Origin of the sequence: Paenibacillus sp. FSL H3-0302, assembly GCF_037982245.1 — a bacterium.
Lineage (GTDB): Bacteria > Bacillota > Bacilli > Paenibacillales > Paenibacillaceae > Paenibacillus_AQ > Paenibacillus_AQ odorifer.
Genome location: NZ_CP150284.1, coordinates 3,580,699 through 3,607,392, shown reverse-complemented (window position 1 = coordinate 3,607,392; position 26,694 = coordinate 3,580,699). Strand labels below are relative to the sequence as shown.

Annotated in this window: 12 protein-coding genes; all 12 read right to left on the bottom strand. The window is 43.1% G+C overall.

Annotated elements, in window-relative coordinates; translation table 11 throughout:
- Window positions 1–44: 44 nt before the first annotated feature.
- The 12 genes from MHH50_RS15875 to MHH50_RS15820 all read right to left on the bottom strand — a co-directional run bounded on the left by MHH50_RS15875 (window position 45) and on the right by MHH50_RS15820 (window position 26,602).
- On the bottom strand, window positions 45–1,052 hold the full coding sequence (locus tag MHH50_RS15875; RefSeq protein WP_076217650.1) for a HAMP domain-containing sensor histidine kinase: 1,008 nt from the start codon (window positions 1,050–1,052) through the stop codon (window positions 45–47).
- Window positions 1,049–1,726: a response regulator transcription factor gene (locus tag MHH50_RS15870; protein WP_076126558.1), complete on the bottom strand. Its 678-nt coding sequence runs from the start codon at window positions 1,724–1,726 to the stop codon at window positions 1,049–1,051. The genes MHH50_RS15875 and MHH50_RS15870 overlap by 4 nt, the downstream gene beginning before the upstream one ends.
- A 207-nt stretch (window positions 1,727–1,933) precedes the next feature.
- A complete protein-coding gene (locus tag MHH50_RS15865; RefSeq protein WP_340033118.1) occupies window positions 1,934–8,731 on the bottom strand; it encodes a stalk domain-containing protein in 6,798 nt (2,265 codons plus the stop codon).
- A 108-nt stretch (window positions 8,732–8,839) separates the two neighbouring features.
- Window positions 8,840–9,781, bottom strand: a complete 942-nt coding sequence (locus tag MHH50_RS15860) for a hypothetical protein (protein WP_076217652.1) — start codon at window positions 9,779–9,781, stop codon at window positions 8,840–8,842.
- Between the two features lie 341 nt (window positions 9,782–10,122).
- Complete coding sequence (locus tag MHH50_RS15855) at window positions 10,123–15,729, bottom strand: hypothetical protein (RefSeq protein ID WP_340033117.1); 5,607 nt, start codon at window positions 15,727–15,729, stop codon at window positions 10,123–10,125.
- A gap of 295 nt (window positions 15,730–16,024) precedes the next feature.
- Window positions 16,025–17,233, bottom strand: coding sequence for an SGNH/GDSL hydrolase family protein (locus tag MHH50_RS15850; protein ID WP_076126551.1), 1,209 nt, complete (start codon window positions 17,231–17,233; stop codon window positions 16,025–16,027).
- Between the two features lie 17 nt (window positions 17,234–17,250).
- Window positions 17,251–19,482, bottom strand: coding sequence for an FAD-dependent oxidoreductase (locus tag MHH50_RS15845; RefSeq protein WP_340033116.1), 2,232 nt, complete (start codon window positions 19,480–19,482; stop codon window positions 17,251–17,253).
- An 84-nt stretch (window positions 19,483–19,566) separates the two neighbouring features.
- Window positions 19,567–21,192, bottom strand: a complete 1,626-nt coding sequence (locus MHH50_RS15840) for a response regulator (RefSeq protein ID WP_340033115.1) — start codon at window positions 21,190–21,192, stop codon at window positions 19,567–19,569.
- Complete coding sequence (locus tag MHH50_RS15835; protein WP_076217656.1) at window positions 21,189–22,928, bottom strand: histidine kinase; 1,740 nt, start codon at window positions 22,926–22,928, stop codon at window positions 21,189–21,191. Before MHH50_RS15835 ends, MHH50_RS15840 begins: the two co-directional genes overlap by 4 nt.
- A 190-nt stretch (window positions 22,929–23,118) precedes the next feature.
- Window positions 23,119–24,705 carry an extracellular solute-binding protein gene (locus tag MHH50_RS15830; protein ID WP_036677074.1) on the bottom strand — a complete coding sequence of 529 codons (1,587 nt, stop codon included), beginning with the start codon at window positions 24,703–24,705 and terminating at the stop codon, window positions 23,119–23,121.
- 66 nt (window positions 24,706–24,771) lie between these two features.
- Entirely contained in the window at window positions 24,772–25,641 is an 870-nt protein-coding gene (locus tag MHH50_RS15825) for a carbohydrate ABC transporter permease (RefSeq protein WP_036677077.1), read from the bottom strand.
- Between the two features lie 13 nt (window positions 25,642–25,654).
- Entirely contained in the window at window positions 25,655–26,602 is a 948-nt protein-coding gene (locus MHH50_RS15820; RefSeq protein WP_036677080.1) for an ABC transporter permease subunit, read from the bottom strand.
- Window positions 26,603–26,694 lie beyond the last annotated feature (92 nt).

Genomic DNA, 26,694 nt, shown 5'->3' with positions numbered 1-26,694 from the left:
TACATCTCGGTTATCCTGCTGTTTACTTCTGGTTTAACTTTAGGTTAAGCTCTACCAATAGCCACTGTTGTGCCGTTTTCATTTGATGTAAAGTCAGCTTTAAGCTTCATTTTATTCAACATATAATTTGAAGTCGATAAACCTATCCCCGCCCCACGCTCATAGGAAGAGTTATCCATCCCCGGACCTCTGTCTGCAACAATGATCTGTTCTTTTTCTACATCAACCACAATGTTTACATATTTCCCCTCTGCTGCATGGCGAAGAATATTCTGAAATAAATTATCCAGAACACGTGTCATCCATTTAGGATCTGCTTCCCAATAAAAAGTCTTCTCTGTCGGTAAATCAACCTCGATCCGGATTTCTTTTTCTTCAAATACAGGATACCACGCAGCAACAGATGCTCTTACTAAACGTCCAATATCTGTTGAAGTGGGCTCAAAAGGATGTTTTCCTGATGTAAGCAATGTATAGGAAAGTAAATCATCCATTAGATCTCCGACTCTAGTAATCGTATGGTTCATCTCTGATAATGAGTTTTGTCCTTCTAGACTCATTGATTCTTTATTTAATCGGGTGACATGTCCTCTCAAAATGGTAAGCGGCGTTCGTAAGTCGTGAGATAAATTCGCGATGAGTCGATGTCGTAACAATTCCTCTTCATGTTCTCGCTTGCGACTGTCTTCAAGCTGTTGAATCATCCAATTAAAAGAACTTCCTAACTGGTCTATTTCATCCATACGATCACTTTGAACAGCTATTGGTTTAGGAAATGAGTTATGATTAGCTGAAAATGACATGACTTCCTGTAAGCAGGTGAGACGTTTACGAAGTCTCAAGAAGAAAATCCAAGAGATTACCACAAATGCGACAATAATAAAACCAAACACAAGAAGTACAATGTAAAAATAATTTAACTTATTCAGCTCTTCTTCATTAAAAGGAGACGCAATGAACGCAGATAAGAAAATAAGTACGATCGGAGGTAAAAAGATAAATAGAAAATGTCCTTTTAGAAAACGACGAAATAATGATTTAGTCTGTTTCATAGTTTCACCCGATAGCCTATTCCCTTCAATGTTTCAATAATCTCTGGGGAGTCTGGATGGCGTTCCAGCTTTTGACGCAGTCGATGAATATGTACCATTAATGTTTTATCACCTGTGATATAAGCTTCTTCCCAGATGGCTTCATAGATTTGTTCTTTTGGTAAAACTTGATTAGGGTGGCGTAAGAAGTACATCAAAATATGATGTTGTTTCCCTGTCAATATAATTTCTTCTCCTGTGTGTTTGTCAAATACCATTTGGATGTCTGGATCAACTTCAATATAATTCCCTAATGAAATGCGTTCGGAATGTGTTCCGCCCTTTCGACGGATTAATACTTCTAATCTAGCAATTAGTTCATCCGTATGGAATGGTTTCGTTAAATAGTCATCAGCAAATTGTAACCCTTCTACCTTATCATCTATCGATGTTCGAGCAGTTAACAGCAAAATAGGAACAGCAGGAGCTGCCTTTTTTAATCGTTTCCCCACAGTAAATCCGTCTAAACCGGGTAACATGATATCCAAAATAACGATTTCATGCTGATTTACTTCTTTTTCAGCTCCTTCACCAGAAAGCAGCCACTGTACTGAAAATCCTCGTTGTTCCAATTCTTCCTTTACCCAACTGCCTATCTTCTCATTATCTTCAATATATAACACGTTTCTTTTCAAGTAACTTCCCTCTTTCTAAACCGAGTTCACTATTAGACAGATTAACACAATCTAAAGAATTGTTTCCAGTTAAGACAATTTTATTGTTCGTTAATAGAGGACTTTCACCGCCAAGTTATCGTCTATGCCGGGCGCACACTAGAAAACCCTCTAACATGGCAGTGCATGTTAGAGGGTTTCGAGCGTAGCTGCTAATTTTAGGAAATACTACTTCATGATACTAATGGATTTCGAAGTATTATCGAAGAATATATTTGCACCAAAATACTCAGTAATGAAACGTAATGGGAGCATAGTACGACCGTTTACAAGTTCAGCTGCTACATCCATCCCTGGTGCAAGTTCACCGATCTTAATCGACAAAGTCTGACCTTTCAAAGTAATCATTACGGTTTTCGTAACGTTATCCCAGCTTACGTTTGCTCCTAAGCTCTCGGCAACGAAGCGCAGTGGGACTAACGTTCTGCCTTTAACTACCGTTGAAGCAACGTCCATACTCATTTCGATTCCGTTTAATTTATATCCTGTCTTTCCTAAAGTGAATTCCAATTTCACAGGTTCAGGCTTGGCTGTAACGAAGAGATAACCTAGTCCTTTTGCCGTGAAAGTAAATTTACTTGTCTCACGCTCATAGTTGCCGCCTAAACGCTCCATGTTACCGTTCAATTGAAGCATAACACCGCATAACATGTTAAGATCGTTTGTCGACAGCTTCTCTTTTGACAGATCGAAGGTTACGGGTATAAGCCCTGTATAATCCGTTACTTCCCGGCCATCCACGAAGATCTTTAATTCATATCCCCGCCCTATAGCTCCGCCTCTTTCATCTACAGGTTTAATGACAACCTTCATCCGCTTTCCTGTATTCAATTGCTTCAACAATTCAGCGGACAATTTAACAGATACGGTGTTATTCGTAACGATTAGCGGTTTGTCGGCATTAATAATCGCACCGATCGTATCGCTTTGAATCTCAAGCTCATCTTTTCCGGCTGACATCGTCAATGCAATGGAATTACCCTTCTTCAGCTGCTCTTTGATTGTAGCATCAATACGCTCCGCTACTGATGACTCTGGCGAAGGAGTCGGCGTACTGCTGTGGCCATTTGAATTGCCGCCATTGTTATTGCCATTATTGCCACCACTGTCATTTGCAGTAATTACAATAGTTAACTCTATCGTATCCATGCCAGCATGATTGGAAGCCGTAATATTGAATTTGTAAGTTCCCGCTTCAGTAGGCACGCCTGAAATAATACCCGTAGCTCCTTCTAAATTCAGCCCAGCAGGTAAATAATTATCACTCACTTTCCAGGTAATCGGTTTGTCGCCGTAAACCGCTAATGTTACCGTATACGGTTGTCCAACGTTGCCGCTTAGCAGATTCTTAGTGATAATCTCCGGAGCTGTATCCACTGGCTTATCTTCTTTAATCTCGATGCTCAATTCTCGCTCATCTCTACCAAAATCATTCGTTGCTGCAACAGTGAATTCGTAATATCCCGCTTCTAGAGGCGTACCCGAGATAACGCCTGTTGCTTCATCTAGGTTCAAATCTACTGGCAAATCTCCTCCCTGGACCTTCCAAGAAATCGGTTCACTGCCATATACCGCTAGTGTTACTGTATACGGTTGTCCAACTTTGCCATTTGGTAAATTCTTAGTGATAATCTCCGGAGCTGTATCAACTGAGGCATCTTCAGTGATCACTATATTGAACCGTTTTGTGTCACTGCCAACGTCATTGTTTGCTTGAACTTTGAACTTAAATTGACCCCATTGATCCGGTGTACCAGAGATAACACCAACATCTTCATCCAAGCTCAATCCTGATGGTAATTGCCCCTCTACAACGGCCCATTTGATCGGCTTATCGCCATCAGTGGTAAGAACTGCCGAATAAGGTTGTCCTACCTTGCCATCCGCAAGCGAATTCGTCATTATCGTTGGTGCCGTACCTGCGTCTTCAGCCCATTTCGCATATAATTCAATATCCCTTGTAACAGGATCAGCATCGAAATTCCAAGCATCGTTTAATCCTTTATCTTGATACCAACCGCCGAAAACAGTTTTATCTTTTGTCGGCGCTGTTGGCTCGGTAATTGTACCGCCCATGTCAGCGAACTTCACCGCAACTTCGCTGCCCCCATTGGAATCAAAAGTTACCGCATAAGGGTTGTGCGCGCCGATGGAAGGCGTTCTACCGCTAAGTGAATTGCCGAAGAAGTCTTTTGTCTCCGTCATATGAGGCAGAGCATTCGCCCGATCCACATATGGGCTTACAATCTCGGCACCTGCACCATAGGCCAGGTTATTACCATCCGCAAGACGGAACCCGTTCATCGCATCGTAATCAAGCTTGGCATCCACTGTCCCTCTGTTGGTAATCCAATGTTCAGGTGCAGATTTATAATCTTTTAATATAGAATTCAGTTCCTCTTCCGTTACATAGCGGTTGTCTGTTGCTGTTACGCCTGCACCTAGATATCCGCCTCCACCTGCGTTCATGCTGCCAAAAAGATTAGCCGGATACACAATGTTGTTCGTAAACCGTCCGGCTGCAAATGGAGCTGATGTTCCCCCGCCTTTCAGACCAACCTGGTTGTTTGCCCCAGTGTAGGCAAATATATTATTTTGGAAATAAATGTGCAAGTTGGAGGCTGTCGGGTCAAATACTAACGAACTGCTATTCTTCAATGGTGTGACGATGACATTGTTATAGTATAAGCCACTTAATTCCTCGCTCGTTGAAGAACCTCCTGCAAGCAATATTAGACTGTTAAAGCTCTTGTTAAAATCGGGGCTGCGGCCGTCGTTCACGCTAATATTATAGCGAACGATATTGCCCTTGGCAGCATTCATCTGTAAGTACCAACCACCATAGTTATTTCGGCTGTAATTGTATTCATACACATTGTCCTGACAATAGTTGTCAATGTCCCAAGCCATACCGTCATTACTTGCATGATAAGGGTTATCCACAGCTTCATTATAGCGGAAGATGGTGCCTTTACTTGCCATAATCCACGCAGCCGCATAGTTTTGCGAACCTAGATATGTTGGTGTTGTATTATTTGGCCCCCAGTTCGTAACCAGATTGCCGCTCTTATCGCTTAAATAGCTATAACCGTTGTCTGTGACCACATTTCGTTCCACAAGGGAGTTGTTCCCGCCGGACATGACAATGCCATCTCCAACCGAACTAGAAACCCAGTTGTTTCTAAACACAGCGTTGGATGCCCAAGGATAGCTAGAATTACTCCAAGTAATGCCTGTGTTATTAGTCCCAGGATTGCTTGGCCCGTAGGCATTATTGCGAATACCTTCGTTATCACAACGAAGGGTTTTGTTGCCTTCAACCAATATATCCACATAACCATTAATAATGATACCGCCGGATACCTTACTTGCTCCATTTGCTTGGTGCAGCCCATTAACATCATGAACATAGTTATCTCGAATGACGATTCCTTGCATACGAGCATCAGCATAATCTTGAATATTAAACTGACCTTGTCCCAGCTTGGAAATCCGTGACATTACAGCGATACCGGAGCGGCCGTCACCTGCCGCATTGCCGATGTTCGTTACTTCAATTCCACTGACTACCCAATAGTTTACGTCATATAACTCTATGGTACCGTTTAAGGAAATGCCTGATGGGCTCGACGCTGTTCCTCCACCATTAATTACCGGGCGTTGGTTAGGGTCGGTCGTATTATATTTTGTAAGTGTAATCGGATTTCCTTCCTCACCATTGCCGCGCAGTCTGATTTGTTCGTTCCATACGCTATTCGCATCCAGATAAATAGTTGAACCTGGCATAAATACATATTCATTAATCATGGAGATTGATTTCCATGCCGTAGCTGGTGTGCGTCCATCTGCATGATCGTCACCGTTATTGGAGAGATAATAATCACGGACTTCAAGGGGGACAATGTTCAACTCGAATGTGATTTCGGCAGGATTCAGATCCAGTCTAATGGTATATTTTCCCGGCACGATATTATTTCTTGCGAATGATTCTTTGTTAATTTTCAATACATTACCGCTTACCGTATAATCCACATCCCGCTGCAGTGTTACAGCGCCGATCTCCACGCCAGCTAGATCTGCTAAATCAGGATTTACGGTGATATTATAGTCATCCAGACCAATAACATATGTGCTGTCTTCCAAGTGACTATACTCTTTAGGCAAGAGCTTTAGCGTAATAGAAGCTGTTCCGGTTTGGGCTGCTATTCCACTATCGATAACATATACGTCATCGATAAAATGCCTGTTCTGTATATCCTTAACCGTTCCAGGCTTGTTGCCCCAGTTCGTAGCAAGCTGCAATGTGTCGATCTTGGAAATATTGTTCTTAACTGGAGTATCAAAATTTCCGCCAGCTGTTGTTTGCCTTTGAATGTCTTGTCCATCGATTTTATAGGTTGTTCCTGTTGATGTAACGAACCATTGGAATTTATGCCAGCCTTCGCTTCGCTGGACATCTACAGGATAGAATCTCCCGGATGAACCAGGCCTGACTGCGTAATTGGTCAGATTTGCCGCCCAGTCACCATCTCCATTGCCATAATTTATTGCGATATGTTCATTGGACGATGGGGTTAAGCCAAAGACAGCGTGGTCATTGGAAGCCGCTCTGCCATCATCATAGTACCAAGCAGTAACGATTGTTGTCTTACCGGTTGCAGGGGCATAATTATAGGTACCTGGAACAGTCGCCACCTGACCGGCGCCGCTTGATGTCGCGGCCTTTCCTCCGGTACGGGACATCACATCGCTGTGAACATATCCGTTCGCACCATTTGAAAATTTCTTCTCCCCTTCAAATCCATCGTAAAACTTAGTGTCAGCCTTATTGAAGTAATCAACGCTCACATGTACAGTAACTTCTTCGTTCCCTGTCGGAATATAACCTTTCTTAACCGTCACGAATCCGGCATCATCAACTTCAATCTTATCCTTGTCTTGATCCGCCGGACTGAAGCTGATGTTATCAGCAACGAACACATCAGCTGTGTCAACCATTAACCGCGTTCTATCTCCTGCCCGTAATGTATCGTTCTGGCGAATTAGCGCAATGTTCGCTGAATATTGTGCACTCTCCCCTGATTCATCAGAGTCCAAGAATCGTGACGTTGCGTTGCCGTTTGCCTTTACTTTAAATGTATCATTTAAAGTCGGAGACAAAGCCGTATCATTGCTTGTTGCTGCAATCGGGCTTCCATTAACCACTCCATTACTGAAGAGTTGAACCGAATAGGCAGATGCGTTAGCGACGCGATCCCATGTAGCGTATGTGCCGTTCCATCTGGCATTTGCCGGTGTAGGCAATTTCTCGATCTTTAATATTCCGGATGCTGCAACTTCTTCACTGATATCTCCCGCATTATTTATGACAATAGCTGTAACAGTGTAGTTGCCCACTCCGAGTGCCCTTGCATAGGGCAGAACATGATGCCTTTCATGATTGTTAGGCTGGTCGGGTCCCCCATTTTTCGATAAATAATAACCCACAGGTCCACCGTCTTTGAACAGTGTTACTAGAGTATCGCCGTAATTGGAAGCACCACTATAAATACCCGTGTCCGAGTCAAGCGTTGGATTAATTGGTGCATTCACCTGCGTATTGGTGGTTATCAACAACGGTACAGCATGGGATTTCACCACAACTCCCTCTGCCGAGGAAACCTCGCAATAATAAAAATTGCCTTGTTGTGAAGCTGCGTCCACATTGGAAAGTGTTAATACTGCCTTGTCAGCTCCGCTGACTTTTGTCCCGCTCAAGCCAGTCTCGTCATCAGATACATACCATTGATAAGCAGTAGCAGCGGCTGATGCCGTAATGCTAAATGTTGCTGTCTCACCTTGTTTCACTTCTGCCGCTGTTGGCTGAGTGCTTATTTCTAAATTTGGCAATCCGCCGGGAGGTACCAAATTCACTGTTAATGTTCTGGTTCCTGTTGTTGTAGCCACATCTATTACAACATAAAAATCGTCGATTAGATGTTTATTTTTAATATAAGCTTTGTTCCCTGTCTGGCTATTCCATCCTCCCGCTATTTTAGGCTGAATGGTTGTACCGCTCTTCATAGCTCTGTAAATATCACTTTGCGCTGAATCGGATATTAATGTTCCGTCTATTTGTAACGTCGCACCATTTGGTGTAATAAGCCACTCGAATTTATGCCAGCCTGTGGAACGTAAAGCCCCGCTATCTTTCCAACGGTTGCCTGCTGTACCCGCTGATGATGGTGCATAAGCCCAAGTATATTTCGTTGGGTTATGAATAACATCTGCCTCTGAACTTTGATAGAATGTCCCGGCAAAGGTGGCATTTTTGCCATCTACAATAGCAAATTGCGTTCTATCCGTCGCAGTCTTCTCCTCATTAGGATACGGGTCAAAATACCATGCCGTCATCTTATAATTGCTGCCAGCCGGCAATGCCACATCTTGAGCTACCTTTTCATTATTCGTATCATCCGAAGGTGTAATCGCTTTCAATCCAGAACGGGACTGTGCATCGGACAGCGTGAATGACGAGCCTAATTTGCTCATAGATGTCATCGGACCATTGTTGTTCTCGAAGTCCTCCATGAATAACACTTCTGAGTCAGGGTAATAACCCGCCCTGGCCGTGATTGTCACCGGGACGCCCGGAGCATCTGGCGACGCAAATGTATAACCGTTAGATAACGTAATGTTCCCCTGATTATTAACAGTTAAAAGTTGCGAATTGCTGGAATCATAACTTACCTCGTCAATAACCGGTCCTTTAACCAGACTGCTTAAAGGTGAACCTTTATACGTAAGATTTACCCTACCTGTTTGACCTGCCGCTTGTGTCAATTCTAGTACAACGGAGTCAAAAGATTCGCTCCCTCCCGCAGCTGACACTTCGGATGAAGGTGCCAAGCCGAACAGAGCAGGGAATGCCAACGTTGTAGCTGTAACTATCGACAAAGCTTTTTGCATCCATTTCCATCGTATCATTCCAAAATTTCCTCCCTTTGAAATTAATAAATTTATACTTTATAAAAAATCTGTATCTATGGAAGTCTCAATAGACATAGATTTTTATAAACTTAAAAACTAACTATTCTAGTTCACTACAAACTCACTGAATCGATTACCGTTATACACGATCTTCAATTCATTCGTATTTGCAATTAACGCGCGCAAGTCAGACTCCGCCGATCCGTATAGAATGGAATCTTTCACTTCTTCCAGTTTAAGCTTGGTGATTTCCGGTTTTGTGGTTAATGTAGCAACGACATCCTCACCCATATATTTACCGATTACTGTCTCACCTACAGAAGCAGCAGCTAAAGACTCCCAGAACTTAAGAGACTCGGTATCTTCTTTGGATATATCTAAACGATTTAGCACTTTCTCTTCTTTGACTTGTCCCGCTGTCGCTAACGCAGCCGTTAATTTATCAGCTACACGAATATAATCCGCACTTTTTGATGCATACTCAACTTGTAACTGGGCGTCGCTCATTTTCGTTTTCTTTACCTGGGTTTCTATCAAATCCGGCCAACGGGCGCCACTTAAATATTGCATGTATTGATATAAATCAAACTGAGGCAACCCATAGTAAGTCTCTCCTGAATCATCCATCTTAGCTCGCTTAACATTTTCTTCTTGCATGTCGGATTTAAGCTCATCAAAGCTTTGGTAAGGGGCGATTCCTCGCTTGTCTGCAATAAATTGCTCCTGCTTGGACATTAGCAATGCTGTCATCGCAGAATTTTTGGCGTATTCAGAGGGGGTTTCATGATTTTTGCCGTATTGATGTGTCCAGAAGCCCTCATCTACTTGGGCCCCATAAGTTCTGAAGAAATAGTCTACCGTTATAGCTCTCTGCTCTTTGACAAAAGATTGAAATTCTTCCTCTGTTACGGCGTATCCATCTACTGTAAATATCCAATTTTCAGGCAGTTCCACCTTTTTGTTAGTTAAGCCCAACATGAGTAAAGCAAGAACAATCAGAGCGGTAAACAAGATAATCACTGTTGGTTTTCGTCTTGTAATCCCCATGACAGCCTCCTCTCCAATATTCAACCTAGCTTTGCATGAAAGCCATGACAGTGAAATTCTTCGCCATTGCAGGAGAAGTTCCCAAATTTAAATGGTTAGACATTATTGTAAGTTTAGCCACACCCTAATATAAGCGCTTATTTAGACTGAATTAGAACAAATTTGACATGTTCAAATTACCACGTTTGGTTGAAAACGCCCTGCTAATCTAGCATGAGCAGTATTATGTAGATATCACCCAGTTGAGAGCCTTGAAAGATTAGCTTTTTGTATAGATCTATACTAAATTCCAGGAAATAAAAAAGCCGAATGGATTGTTCTCATCCACTCAGCTCATAAGTTTATTTTACAATAATCTGTATCGTATCACTTTCCGTTGTTCCACTTCCATTCATAAACTCACCGCGATATTGATAGATGCCAGGAGATTTCCCTGAAATTTGTGAAATGGCCGATTGAGCACTTGGTGTTTGTGAAGATAAAGATTGCGTTTCAATAAGTTCGCCATTTTCATATAATCGATACTGTACTGCGTTCGTGCCCCACCACATATTAGCAGTAATACTATAGTCGCCATCTTGATCCCAGTTGTCACTAGACAACACAGGCTTGCCGGGATTCGCCTCAGCCACGGTGACGGTGTGTGGATCACATGAAGTCGTTCCATACAAATTCGATAACTCACATGTATACACATAGGTTCCATTCGGCTTTCCTTGAATAGGAATAATGGAAGTCTGGGCGGCTGGCGAAACATCGGCCAGTGACTTCGTTTGGATCAATTGACCATTCTCGTACAACTTATACAGTGAGCCATTGTTTCCCCACCACATATTCATTGTAACCTCATAATTGCCATCATTTATACCTGTCGCAACACCGCTATTATTCGAAAGTGTCGGTTTACCTGGCACTCCATTTGCAAGCAATTCCGGGCTAAAGGAATGCCGTTCGAACTTGACTGCATCAGCCCTCGTATAAATCATATCGGCAGGTAGAGTTGGCGGATCTACCGTTGTCGGAGTAACCCTAGTTAGACGAACGTACTCGCTGCCGTCTCCAGTAAAGTCGAACGTTCCTAGATTAACCCAACCTGACGAGCCAATGGTTGCATCAATATACGTGACCTCGGTAACCGACTGATGCTTCACTTCCACTTTGACATAGTTATCGTTTGCCGTCGTATGGACGAGCTTGTAAATGGAGACCGTATATTTCCCCTCTGGGAAATGGCCTTTCCACGTCGCTGATGAACCTTGAACGGTAGAATAACGGGACTTAACCCCAATTTTGTATCCAGCTAAATTGCTTTGGCTCCAAGATCCTTCTGTCGTGTATAACCCAGTCGTATTCGTGCTGTCGACAATAACCGTTAAGTCCCTGATCGCAATTGTCATAGAAGGTGTTGTTAAGGTCACCCCGTCAATCGTTACAGTGGCCCATACCTCAATATGATCCGTTTCTCCGTCGAGACTTAGAAGGGTCAACATACCGCTACTGTCCACTTCAGCCAGATCGGTTCGATCAACGAAATACTGCACATTTGCCTGTGATAGATCACCAATCAGACCGTTATCCAAATAGCCGGTTACGCTTAGTTGTGCGGTTTGAGTCATTTGCAGTTCACCCCGATCCGACAGGATCACCACAGACTCCAATTGCGGCATACTGTTTGGATCCACCCACATCATCGCATCGGCAACTACCCGTGACTTGTTGGCCTTATTGGTTAATTCGACATATCCGCTATCGCCTGCTGCAAAAGGATAATCTCCCAGGTGCACCCAAGTCCCATTGGCCGTTGTCTCATCAACGGTAACCGTCTCGGAGCCTCCACTATAATAAACGGTAAATGAGGCATTCGTTGCCCAATTTTCACTTGTAGCGGTTATTTGCGGAAGCTTGTAATACACACTGTAAGTAACACTTTCCGGCAGCTCAGGCCGCCATTTAATTCTGCTTGTCGCTGTGCCGGCAGTCGATTTGGCGTACACATAGTTATCATAGTAATAGTCGTTAGCTGTTGTATCCCGTATCCAGACGCCTTCTGTCTCTGCCTCCGTATTATCCACAATGATCGATGAACTCTCCTGCCAATCCGGTTGAACTGGAGTTTCTTGTACTTGATCAGGCAAATAGAGTATCCGCTTGCGGGTCTGTTTCCCATCCGATTCCACATAATAAGTGAAGGTTTGGGATAAATCGTTTACCCGTATCGACCATTCCATCGGATAGATCGTATCTGGAATGGTTGTATACGTTACTCCGCCATCCAAGGAATAATGGATCGTCGCTGGTTTTGTCGTTTTTGCCTGCACATAAGCATCATAGGCCGTTTCGTCGGGCTTGACGATCAGCATACCTTTAACCGCATCTATTGGACTGTGGATATCGTAGAAATAGCTTGCATCCGATGTATCAGCAGTTCTGACCTGGTGCAGCGGAACATCAATGTTGAGTCCTTCTACAATGATAGCGGTTATTCCTTTGCTTGAAACCGTGGCTTGAATGATTCCACCACTCATAACCGCTTGCTCTGGTGTGCCATTGTCGCGGATGATGGTTACGGTATAATCTTGTGCCGGGTTGAACCCAATGATTTGCGCATTCAATTCGATCGGAGTCTGGACTTCAGCTGATGATTCGTTGCTTAACCCGATGTAGAATTTATTCCCGCTCTCTCCCGTTATCCAGTTCAATTGAGGATGGTTGGTCTTGATAATCCCCTTGGGCATCCAGAGCCAAACGTCGGAATTACCGTAAAAAATCCCTGGTTTATTTCCATAGAGGTGATATTTGAACCATAAAAAATTAGTTTCAAAAACAGAAGGAAATGTAATACTACCATTTGATTTCAACGTTTGTTCGCTGATCAAATAATCCATCGTTTGCCCGAGCTGTCCCGGGATATGGTGATAATAGATGGATGTAGCCCCGCTTGGGCCTTCCAGAGGAAACTCTGGCTCAAGTTGGCTAACGGCGAAGCCCTTATAGTAATAACCTGGATAACTTGAATATCGTCCAATAACTGCATTATGAGCAATATCCTGCAGCAGTTTATCACCTGTATAGAGCGACAATCTCAGCATGAATGGAGCTTCCTGAGCATTCATCCGATAATAGCCAGTTGTACTTCCCGCTTCAAACGTCAATCCATTGGGAGAAACAAGCCAACTATCCGCTTGTACGCCTCCGGCTACATCTTCTGGGAGCTTGATCCGAGGATATTGATATTTACCACTTTCCGGCCAATGGAACGACTCCGCGTAATTATACGTCTCAGGCTGCGGAATCGTAACTCTACCTTCAGGAACCGGACGAGCAACAAACATCGTTGCATACCGTTTGGCTTCCTTATAAGCAGCATTCAAGTATTTGGGATCCTGAGTTTCCTCGTAAAGCTCCAAGATCTCCATCCACAGCTTGCTATAATAATAAATGAACTCATTTTTACTCACATTGACGGATGCAGGCGTATCAATTTGCTGCATGATATAGCTGTCGGCTGCATCCTTGGCAGCCTGTAAATACTGCGTATCTCCCGTCATACGATACATCATCAGGGGTTGAATGACAGGACCACGGTCTTTCTGGTCAGGATCACGCACGAGGTATTCTTCCTGTGCCAGTGCTCCAATTCCTGCCGAAGTACCCATCATCTGATTGAGAGCGGTTACGCTTGAAAAATCAAACGGCAAGGTTGCCATTTTCCATAACGACGGCACACCGTATACTGGCTTTTGCGTAGGCGACCAGCCTATACCATTTCGCGATAAGCCATACTGGACGGACGGCAATGCTCTCGTATCGTAGAGCTGGTCATCCCCAGTCAAATAGTAAGCCCCCAAAAGAACTGCATTCGAGCTTGTTCGAACGCTATCCTCGTTTTCGATGTCAATAAAGCCCTTGGCACGGCTCCACCACCCGCTGGGTGACGGGACATAATCAACAGAGTCATCCCCTTGCGGCTCTATCTTAAGTAAATCGATCATATTGAACATCGCGTCAGTAAGTGACTGATCTGATACATTTTCCCGGTATGCAGAATAACCGTACTCTTTGCGAAGAATATCCGCGTAGGACTCATACAATTTGCTTTTTTGAGCGATTAGTCCCATATGAAATTGATAAGTGCTTTCTGCGTTCATTTGCGAATAGGTCCCTAATTGAGGAGCATACAAGATTGGCTGCACGCTACCTTCGTTGTTGACAAGGCTCATGCCAAGCCTTTGCTTCGTAACGCCTCCCGTCGGTTCAAATTCAACCGGAAGCTCATCCGACGGTACAAATACCCCATATGTCAATGGATTCCCCGAACCGTCATTCTTCTCAATTAGACTCATCGGAGCGCTTAGTTCCCTTAAGCTTGTTGATTCCACTGAACCTACCATTTTGGCGTGTGATCTAAAACCATTTAACACTTCATTGACGTCTGAGATTTGCTCTGTTGTGAAGGACTGATAACCGATTACATAATTGCCATCCTTGCGAGGTGTAAAGGCGAAGGAAACATCAGGTTTGTCCCCTGACATGGACCAGTTCACTTGTAAATCGTAATCGCTTTCATGTGAAGAATCGGTTAATATCGCCGTGTGGCTGTCTGGGAAATTGATCTCGTCGAATGTAATCCAGCGTTTGTTCATCGTATCGTAATAATTGGTTCGACTCCCCGCATTCCCATCCAATAAGACCCATTGTTCTTCAAGTCTTTCCGCCACATTATTGACAGGCACCCAGTTCCCCGTATCCGTATCCTTGTAGAACATATCACGAACGATGGTTTTGCCTTCATCCCAAGCAGCTTCATAAAAGGTAGCCTTATAGCTGGCATTCTCGATGCTGCCTTTTTCCGTGTAACTGAGATTCGCCAATGTACGGCTGCGCAGCGGAGGCAACGGCGGAGCTTGCTGCCGTATATTCCCTTCAAATTTGACCGCATCGGCCCGCGTAATGATTTTTCCGGTCGTAGGTTGTGTTCGAGTCAGTCTGACAAATTCGCTATCATCACCACTGAAATAATAGGACCCCAAATCAACCCATCCGGCCGATGGCCCCGACGAGGGTCTCAGATCCATAAACATAACATCCGTAATCCCATTGTGAACAATTTCGATTTTAACATTACTGTCTGCTTTATCCGCCCAATCAAGCTTGTTGAATGAAATTTTCGCCGTCCCTGCTTCTAATCGCGGATTCCATGTGATGCTTCTTCCTACTGCATCGGTAAATTTGGAACTGGAATTATTATATCCCTTCACTCCCGTACTTGTAGTCCAATCAGGAGCGGAGAACCCGTTATTTGCGTTATCTACATCAGTGGTGACGACATCATCAATCGTGAGGCTTCCATCATCAATGATGATCGTCTTATGAGGCTCTTTTTGCTGAATATTCCCTTCGAACTTGACCGCATCTGCACGAGTAAGTATCGTGCTGGTTGTGCTGGTAGACCGAGTTAATCTAACAAATTCGTTACCAACTCCGGAAAAATAGTACTCTCCCAAATCAACCCATCCCACAGAAGAGCCAAATGAAGGTCTCAAATCCATAAAGAGAACATCCGTCGTTCCATTGTGGACGATTTCAATTTTTACATTGCTATCCGCTTTATCTTCCCAGTTAAGCTTGTATAACGAAATTCTCGCCGTTCCTGCTTCCAATCGTGGATTCCATGATATCGTTCTGCCTGCTGTACTCGTATATTTGGAGCTGGAGTTATCATACCCCTTCACCCCTGTACTTGTGGTCCAATTCGGAGCTGAATATCCGTTGTTCTCGTTACCCACATCAGGTGTCACCACATCATTGATCGTGATGCTCCCGTCATCGATAATAATCGTCTTATACGGTAAGGTCTCTGCATAAGCGGTCCTTATTCCGTCTAGGCTGAAAGGAACTAATATCGTCACGATGAAAACGATTAAGAAAAACAGCTTCCTTTTTATCATACAACTCACAGCCTCCCTTAAGTTGATAACGCTTTCAAAATAATAAAACCCTCCTTTGTTCGAAGATCATAAAGAAGCAATCAGCCGTATTCTTCTGGCTAATCCCGCTCCGTCGTTTTTATCATAGCATGTCACATAACTGTGAAATTTCTTTGATTTCAAGAATTTCTTATAAGATTTTAAGCAAGAAGAAACGACATTGTCTTCCTTTAAAAAGAGACCTACATCATAACTGGCCGCTCAACTGCAGTCAGTATGATATAGGTCTTTCAATTGGAGAAAACCTTATGATTAATTATAATGGCGGCTGCACCAATAACAACTTCCCAAGCTGGATCACCGTTTGATCATACCAATCTGGATGCTGCCGAACATGCTCAATACTTCGTTCATTGCCGCATGCCTCAAATACAGCCGCTTTGTCTGTCTTTTCGGTATCGACTTCGAAGCGCACCGTATGTTTCCCATTCGGGAGCTCCGGCAAGAATACATACTGATTACGATTATGATCGTTGTGTAGTGTGAATCGATCGACAATAAAGGGTTCCCCACCATCCACCGACACCTTCAATCTGCCAGAATCAGGCCCCCCGATATCGAATAACCCGATATGAGTTCCCTCGAACTGCACCGTAATAGCCTCTCCAGGATCGACTGCTCGCCACAGGCCGGGGAACAACCAATTGTACTCGCGTACTAAAGCACAATCATCGGGAGTCATGTAAGACCATCCTGCGGAAAAATCGGTAAGACTATCCAATGACAGCATGCTCGCATATTCCCAAGGATTAGCCGGGACCAACGGATTCTGAGGTAAGTGATGTACTGACCTTCCTGGATGATCCTGAAGTTCTCTAATTTTTTCAAATGACCGGGTGATCGTATCCGTGTAAATCTGATGTCCTTCGGGAATAGTCGGATGGATCGAATCATGTGTAAAAACAACGGCTCCGGAAATGGACACGTCTTCCCTTGAGGTGAAAACGAGTTTTCCCTCCGACACCAAGTGACTGACCGCTACGCCCAGATGAATCGAAGGAATACCGTAATAGTCGGCCACTTCCTCTTGCATTAGAGCCCCCTTCTGGTATTCTCCAGACTGAAATAAGGCCACATCCCGCTCCTTCAGCGTATAAACGAACAGGATATCAGTAAACCGGCTCCGCTTGCGGATCTGACGGACAATCCCTTCGATCCGCGCCTTGGATTCGGGATCTCCGCCATCATTACCGACAAATTCAACAAATACTAGATCAGGTCGATGACGCAGTACATCTGTCTCCAAACGGGCACAGCCCAAATCCGATCCTGTCCCATCAATGCCTGCATTCACAGAGCGGATATCCGCCTTAGGATATTGCTTACGAAGCCAATCCGCCGTCATAACCCTGTAGCCTTCAGAACGTGTATTACTGCCGCCGAAATAGACGATTGTTACGGTATCCCCATTTTCCAATTTTTGAATTATATTGGGGAGCCCTTTACGAGGGAATAATTCCTTCATCGTGACTTCACCTGTCCTCATTTATCGATTTTAGGAGCAAACAATTTCACAGCAAACACTTCAAAATAAGGCGAACCATAAGTTGCGCCGAAATTAATCCGGATTCGGGTTACACCATTCGCATCTATCTTATGTTTATTCAACGTGAGATAATTTCCACGAGTTATGATTGTCCTCTCGGTTCCGTCTTCTAAGGTCAAGGTCATATCATAATCTTGGATAAGGGACTCAATCGGGTCGTTGAAATGCTCCAAATCCAGCTGCGAATTAAAAACAAGATGGATTTCGTCCAGATTTTTGGGGCTTGCAAAACAGAATTCCAACCATTCCTGTCCTTCCGAATGTTCAGAAATCCAGCCATTCGGTTGGCCATAAGGTCTGGAGTAGCCATTGACAACATTCTCAGGACTATACATATTCTGAGCTGGCACCAGGTCCTTAAAGCAAATGCTCTTATTGAATTTCTTCAGCCTGGACGGCTCTTCCGGCCTATAGTGGAAGCTGACCGCTCCTGTCAATTTCTCTTCATTACCGTATATGGCAAGGCTCGCCGTGCCCTCCAATATGATGTAGATTTTGTCGTCAGCCGGTTTCTTGCAGTCCAAGTCTAGCGTAATCCAGTCGTCATGACCGGCTGTAATAACCAAGTGGTAGTCTCTCAACTCGCTGGTTGGAATGTAGTTTTCCTTTCGTTCCCCGCCAAAAAGCTTCACATGTAGAGTTTCCGAATGCTTGGAGCTATTTTTAATTTTGAACCGTACGCTTTCAGCCACGGATGTCTGAATCGGCAAGACCAAACATAACCCTTTCTCCAAGGAAATCTCTTCGGTTGGATGAAGATTGTCATAGCTGCGCTGAGACGAGGCACGAATAGTTAATCCGTCAGCGAAGTAAGGATCCAATTCCTCTTGAAGGCCTACAATGGTTTGTCCGTCTCGAAGCAATAGCGCCTGCAGCTCCCCCATATGAGCTTCGACTATAGCAGCAGGGTCTACCTCATATTTCGAGCACAACGAAGCAGCTGTTCCAACCGCCTGCCCCATACAACCGCAGGTTGCCATAACCCTTGTAGATCCGAAAGCCACATGGGTAGCACTTATATTGCGACCAGCGAACATGAGATTAGGAATATTTCGTGAATATAAACTGCGGAAAGGGATATTGTACAATCCAGGCACGAAATTCCAAGCTGTAGCCGGCCCCTCATCGTAGATGCCCTTATTAGCATGTAAATCCATATACCATCCACCGACCGATACAGCATCTTCGAAATGCGGCTTTGCTGTGAGATCGTTCTGAGACAACATGTGATCCCCAATAAACCGCCTCGACTCCCGCTTTCCCGGGATCGGGCATACATAATCCAAAATGAGATTGTCTACATCATCAAATTCACCGCTATTTTTGAGATAATCCCAAATCCCGTATACCAATTTCCGCAGCTCTAACGCGATGTCTTCATTATTTTTAATAATATCCATATGTCCGCCGTATTCCAACCACCACAATCCGCCAAGCCCGTTGATTTTTCTTGGAAAAGCCCGATGATTTAAGCCTTTTCTGATACTATCGAAAAAGGTTAACTTCGTAATATCATACGCAAAGCCAGGTCTTTTGTATGGAACGGAATATCCTACGTCACGGGCTTGAAACAGGATCGTATCGCCCATGGTGTAATGGTCCGCCACTTCAGGAGCCAATTCTTCCTTGTATTCATGTTTCGCTTCTCTCCCCCATCGGAAGAGAGCACCTGCCTGATATCCGACAACTCCATCTCCGGAGCAATCGATATAGGTTCGGCTTTCAAAACGAAATTTCCTTTCGGAAGCCAATTGAAGACCATCCACCCATTTAATTCTGCCGTTCTCCATGCCCGTCTCATGCACGCATGTATTCAGAAATAGAGAAATGTTAGGCTCAGCATAGACCATATCCAACAAGACCGTATCCGAAAGCGAAAGCATCAGCTTCTTGTTGTATAACGGATTATAGTGGAAAATCTTCAACTTGAGTTCTTCCACCAACCCTCCTTCGCGTGCATAATAGGATGGACTGTTTCCGAGATAAGCCGACCCGTTGATATGAACCCTGACCTCGCTGCTCGCATTTCCCCCAAGAACCGGTCGATCATTAATAAGTGACACTTGCAGCCCTTGGCGTGCGGCGGCAATAGCAGCGCATATCCCAGCAATACCTCCGCCGACGACGGTTACATCTGCTTTAATAAGCTCCATTTTGATAACCTCCATGATTAGATCCTTCTATCATGGTAATCCTTTTGCTCCCTTTTTTTTTACATGATTTCGCGAAAAAATCACACATTTTTTGCAACCTTAATTGGATTCATACCGTGTCATTTTTATCCGATATTGCTTAGGAGTATCACCCGTATATTCTTTAAATAATTTGCAAAAATAACCTTCATTCACAATTCCTACTTCTTCGCACAATTCCAATATAGAATAATCCTGAATATTTAACAGCTCGAGAGCTAATTGGATTTTTTTACGATTGATGTAGCTGATAACGCCTTCGTTCATTGTTTTTTTGAATAAGCTGCTAAAATACGATGGAGCTAAATTCACTTCCTCGGCAATCGCCTCGAGCGTTAATCGCTGTTTCAGGTTTTTCTCTATAAACCGCATAGCACTCATGATTTCTATACGATGTAAAAGTTGGCCGGCGTGTACATATTCGAAGGTAAAGTCGCCAATATAGGCAAGCTGCTCCCGAAAAGCTAAAAATTCTATGGGAAACTCTGCTACTTCCGTAGCCAACTTGTTTCCCGATTTAAACTTCACAATAATGTCTCTGTACAAGTCTCTTAACATAGGCGCCATGATGGACTTATGGATTTTATGGTCCGTAACAAATTGGTTCAGATCAGCAAATGCTTTCTCCAGCTCTTCCTTGGAAACCTTTCTTTTCACCCCAGCAAGAAAATCAGCCAATTTCTGCTGAAATTCTTCTTTTCTGTCATTATGGTAATGGAACCGATGCATGGGTGTTTTTACTACTTTCTCTGTATGATAATAGAAATCATCACTCACATTTTGTGCTTCCGTGTAAGCTTGTTTGATGGATTCCCAGCCTCGGTGTGGACCTCCAAAAGCGACGGATACCCTTTGATTCAAATATTGATGCAAATGGGAGACGATCTGCCCCCCCAATGTCTGGCAATCATATTCCGTTTCCAGATCACTACGATTATTTTCCCAGGATAGAAAGCCAATAAACCGATTATCGGATAGATCCGCAGCTACACCACTGCCACCATTCATCACCGTTTCTTCGATTATATTTGTAATCGCATACCTCAATATGTTCTGATCAGACGCTGAATAATCATTTCGGAAACTTTCATACATATTCATTTCGACAATAAAGCAGCGATAGTTGGCTTGAAAGAAATGGAACTGCATACGATTGGCAAAATCTGATGCCCGATGAGAAGGGATTTCGCCTCTGATAAGCTCGTTAAAAAATTGCTTGCGGACTCTATATTTATTTTCAAGCACGGATACGTTTAAAGATTGAAATTCCGCTTCTTTTTTCTTAACTTCATTTAAAATCCCGGCTGCCTTATCTAAAGCTCGACCCAAATCCGCATCTCTGAGCGGAACCTTAACAATGTATTCCAATACGTTGGCTTGAATAGCTCTCTGGGCGTATTCAAAGGATGAATAAGCGGTCAAAAGAATGAATTGGGTATGGGGAAGCTTTGGCTTTAGCTGCTCAATCATGGAAATCCCATCCATTCGCGGCATGACGATATCAGATATTACGATATCCGGCTTAAGCTTTACGATCTCCTCTATCCCCTTCAGCCCATTATTCGCTTTTCCCACTAAATGAAATCGCTTATCCCTAAGGGAGCGCTCGTGAAAAAACAATTCCAATCTCTGAATGATTAGATCTTCATCGTCAACAATGAAGCAGGTGTAGTCTCTCATCATCATGCATCTCCTTTAAACAAGCCTGCTGGGAATAAGGCGCGAACCCGGGTTATTTCCTTAGGTATGCTTATGATTTGGAGCCCGAACTGTTCTCCGTAGTGAAGTCTGATTCGGTCATGAATATTGTTTAACCCGATTCTTTTCCTTTTCAATTCCACATCCCCCGGTTCTGAAATTAAAATATGCTTTATTTTATCAGTTGGAATTCCCTCGCCCTGATCAACTACTTCTATGATGACGTTGCCACCCTCCCTGTACGCATGAATAGTAATAGGGCCTTCGATCCCCCCTCCGTTATAACCATGGAAGATACTATTCTCCACAAGGGGCTGCAACAGCATTCGAAAAACCGGAAAATCTATTAGCCCTGCTTCGATATTTTCGATTAATTGGAAGTTTCGGTTATAGCGGATGTTCTGGATCGCGATATAGTCTGATACATTCTGCAATTCCTGACGCAGTGATACCTTCTCCGAAGCGTCAGCTATCCCATATTCCAATATTGAAATGAGAGACTCGATCACCACATCTACTTTCTCTATTTGTCCGAGTCGTATGACATTGCTGATAGAACCAAGCGTGTTATACAGAAAATGAGGGTTTATTTGAGACTGCAGCACTTGAATTTCCAGCTTTCGTTCAAGTTCGTTATGAAGCTCTGCTCCCCGAATCAGTTCCACAATTTGCTGCAGCATACGATCGAATGCTCGGGAGAGATCTCCAAACTCATCATTTCGGTTAATCGATATTGTAGTTGTGAGGGAGCCTTGCTCCACCCGCTTCATTTTTGTTTTGAGTGCATAGAGCGGGTTCCTTATATATTTGGCAATAAAGAAGGAAACGAACAGACTTAAGAGAAAACCAGCAGCTAGAAGCTCGATATAATAGGTTTCCAATCTGGATAAAGCAGCTTTCAAGCGTGATTCATCGTTGATTGAGATGATGGTCCAGTTGAATTTTTCAGTCGGTTTTTTTAGAAGGGAGACTTGAATCCCCTCCTTGGTGTGCAGTTGAAGGTTTGTTTCTGTAGTATCCAGAATTTCTTCTGCTGACGTTTCACCGATTGAAAAAGTATGATCTTGAACATTCAGGGGGCCTTTATTTTCCGAAAATCCGGCAATGATTTTTCCCGATGCGGTGATTAGAGCCAAATTCATTTGTTCTTTTTTATTAATCTTGAACAAGGTATCTTCAATGGCATTTAGATCTAAATCTACTGCAATGGCCATAGGAAACGGAGCACTGTTCAGATATCGGACCATCGTAACTGTCCAGCCGGAATATTTAGATTTGTAAGGATCACTGACAAATGTAATCCTTCTATTCTTGTCAGCTGCATCAAACAATGGTTCTCTTTCAGCTAAAGGTTCATCAAATATTCGGGTAGGTGTACTTCCGCCTAGAATAGATAAATCGTTTTTGATCAAATAAATATTACTGACGTAATTACTGTTGAGTTCATAGAGCTCTCTTAATTGCTTTTTAATCACGTCCGGATTGTCAATGTTGGCTTTCACCGATGACTCGACCGAGAACAGCATCGTCTGGAAGGAGGAAAAATTAACTGTGAAATACTGATCAATCTTATCAAGTATTTGGTTGGTGTAATAAATGTCAGAGGTTCTTATTTCCTTTTGGACATAACGATAAGACAATTGGCTTATCAAGATTATGCAGCTTAATACAAATGCAAACACGATAAAAAATAGTTTTAAAGGCAAGCTGATTCTTCTTCGCATCGATCATCTTCCTTTTAAATCTGTAATAAACAAATAATAGCATATGATAAGAAGAAACGCCTTCGGCGTCCTTTTTAAGGACGATAAGCGTTTCTTCGAAAAATAGAAGGATAAAGTATAAAGTAAAACTTATACTTTCTTATATTTCAATAAAGAGAGGGGCTAATTATAGCCGCTCTCTTCGTTTGATTTACTTGATTAAGCCTGCTTCTTTAAATTGCTTGATTACTGAATCTTTATACTTCTGCATGTCAAACTTAGTTTCCAATGTATTGAGGAAATTATCCCAGTTCGAAAGAGGCTCTTTGCCAGTCATAAATTTGACCAAGCTTTCATTAATGTAGCGTTGGCGGTCAGCAGCCAATGAATCGTTCGGGTCTTCAGTCAATAAATTCCCGGGCAACGTAGCCGCCACGTATTTCTGATTGTTCTCAAAAGCTTCTGCCGTCTTCGGATTCTGGAAGCTGAAGTACTCAGCATCATCACCACGACGCGGCATTCTATAATGATCGACCCATAAGTACTTTTCTTTCATTTCCTTTGATAATTCGGAGGTTTTATTTTTGATCTTGCCGTCTACCAAATCCCAATGAATCCCTTTAATTCCGTATGCAAAATTCGGATAGGCTTCTTTGTCCGTAAAGAGATAATTCAGCATGGACAAGATCCGAATGATTTTGTCCTTATCCGCTTTCTTGGATATGGCCCATGAATTGCCTTGGAACGATTTTCTCTCTACAATTTGATCACCATAAGGACCTGTCATTGGAGGAATGACGATCCATTCCGGCACCTCTCCACTGATTTCTTTCATTTTTTGCTGATAATCTGGTTCCAGCCTGCGGGCATCTCTTATCATAAAGCCAACTTTACCCTTAAATAACTTTTGGTCCAATAAATCGGGAGTATTCATCGTCACCCAGTCTGGATCTACAACTTTAGCTTCCATCATTTTATTGATATAAGCGAGTGCTTCTTTCATTTTTGGGTCGGTAAACAGGAACACTGGTTCATTGTCTTTCACATCAATGGCTGAGGGAGGATTGACACCAAACATCCACATCAAACTATCGAAGCCATAGGTTTGCAGATTGCCTTCTTTATTCATACCGCCTATGAATCCGTACGTATCATTTTTACCATTGCCGTCCGGGTCTTTCTCTGTAAAGGCTTTCATAACTTCAAATAGCTCGTCAGGTGTTGTTGGCACTTCCATATTCAGCTTTTTCAGCCAATCATTACGGATAAAGAAGCTTCGACTAATACCGTTTACATTATCATAACCTGGAACTCCAATGGTTTTTCCCTGATAGGACATCGCCTCCCAGGAGTCGTTGCTAAAACGTTTCTGCAATTCAGGAAATTGATCCAGATACGGTGTCAAATCCGCAAGAACGCCTTGGTCATAATATTGCGCGAGATCAGCCCGGCTCTTCAAAAAGATCAAATCTGGAATATCTCCGCCAGCAATGAGCGTATTTAATTTAGTCGTTGCTTGCCCTGATTGAGGAATCATCATTTCCAAGTCGATATTTACTGCTTTCTCCAACATTTGGCGTTGGATATCTTCTTCACGGGGAGGAATCGGAGCAGCAGCATTGAAAGTTCCTTGGTTAAACATCGAAATTTTCAATTTGGTTTCAAAGGGACTAGACTGGCCTTGTGAATTACCCGAAGCTGTCGATGTAACCTCTTTTTGTTCCCCACAGCCTGACAATACTGTTCCCACACCGACCATTGCTGTCAGAATAGCAAATGTAATCGCTTTACGTTGCATAATGACCTCTCCTTTGCTTCTATATTATCACGGTTTCCCCGTAACAACTCAGGTTGGAATATCTTTTTAACCTTTAACCGATCCCAAGAGCACACCTTTGGTAAAATGCTTTTGCATAAATGGGTAAACGATCAAAATCGGAACTGTAGTTACGACAACTGCTGCCATTTGTATAGCGAACGTACTAACAGCTCCGGTATTGGCAAGCGAATCAGCACTTTGTGTTGCGACGTTAAGCAGGATGTTGCGCAAGATCACTTGAAGCGGCATTAAGTTGGAATCATTGATATAAACAATAGCATCGAAGTAACTGTTCCAATGCCCGACTGCGTAAAATAATGAAATTGTGGAAAGGACGGGCAAGGACAGAGGTAAAATGATCCGCCATAACGACTGAAGTTCACTTGCACCGTCTACCCTCGCTGATTCCTCGATTTCAGCAGGCAATTGCTCGAAAAAGCCTTTAATGATCACCAGATTAAATGCACTAATGAGATTTGGAATGATCAATACCCACGGACTGTTTAGCAATCCCAGAGAGCGGACTAGTAAATAAGTCGGAATTAATCCTCCTCCAAACATCATAGTAAAGACAATGAATAGTAAAAATGGGCTGCGACCCGGCAAATATTTTTTGGATAACGGATATGCCGCGATTACCGTAAAGAACACATTGAGAGCAGTGCCTACAATCGTTCGAAACAATGTGATTTTATACGCCTGCCCAATACCATGAGAAATGAATACTTCTTTATAGGCTAGAAAGGTAAAGGTTTCTGGTATAATAACAATTCCTCTTCTTAGCACTTCCGATTCTGGCGTTACTGAAACAGCAACCACATATAGAAAGGGTAGTAAGCAAAGTAGAGCTAGCAAAATAAGAATAAAATAAACGAATGCTTGCCAGACCTTTTCTCCGATTGTCAAATTGATCATTTTGATAACCACCTCACCAAATTTGCCCATCGAATTTTTTGGCGAGCTTATTCGCTGCCAACACTAAAACAAATCCGATGACCGCTTTAAATAATCCCACAGCAGTAGCCAAGCCAATCTTAAGTCGCTCGAGCCCTTCACGGTATACCCATGTGTCGATAATGTCGATCTTCTCCTGATTAAAGCTGTTGGCAAACATGAATATTTGGTCAAAACCAGCATCCAGAATATGGCTTAATTTAAGGATCAGCATCAGAATCATCACGCCTCGAATGCCGGGAAGTGTTACATGCCATAGCTGTCTCCACTTGGAAGCGCCATCAATTCTAGCCGCTTCATATAAGCTTGGATCGATTCCTGCTAATGCTGCAAGGTACAATATCGCTCCCCATCCAATATCCTTCCATATTTCAGATAAGATGATCAGCAGTCTGCCCCAGGCAGGTTCCGTTAGGAATGAGATGGGTTCAACTCCAGTTTCCTTCAATATCATGTTAAAAAGACCATCCCCTGGGGCTAATAATGCCACCATCATTCCATAAACAATGACCCATGATAGAAAGTGGGGTAAATAAGTGATCGTTTGAACGATTTTCTTAAACCATTGGGTATAAACTTCATTGAGCAGCAAAGCAAGTATGATAGGAGCTGAGAAACCGAACAACAGCTTATACAGGGATATGATAATCGTATTTCTCATGATGTCCCAGAAATAAACGCCGTTCATAAAATCTGTAAAATTTCTAAATCCCACCCATGGGCTATCCCATAGTCCCAAAGCTAGGTTATAGTTTTTAAAGGCAATAATGATTCCCGCCATAGGAATGTATTTGAATACGGCAAAGTAAACTAATGCCGGGAACAAGAGAGCGTACATCACTTTATACTTTTTTATCGTCCTTATCCATGAGTTCCGCTTTTTGGGGAGGGGAATGGCGTCCGCTGCCAATTTTGCTTGCATATCATCACCTCGTCTTTATTTGTATTTGTATAATAGCATCCCCCTACTGGATAAATTTCTGTAATTTCAAGAATTTCTTATAAGATATTAAG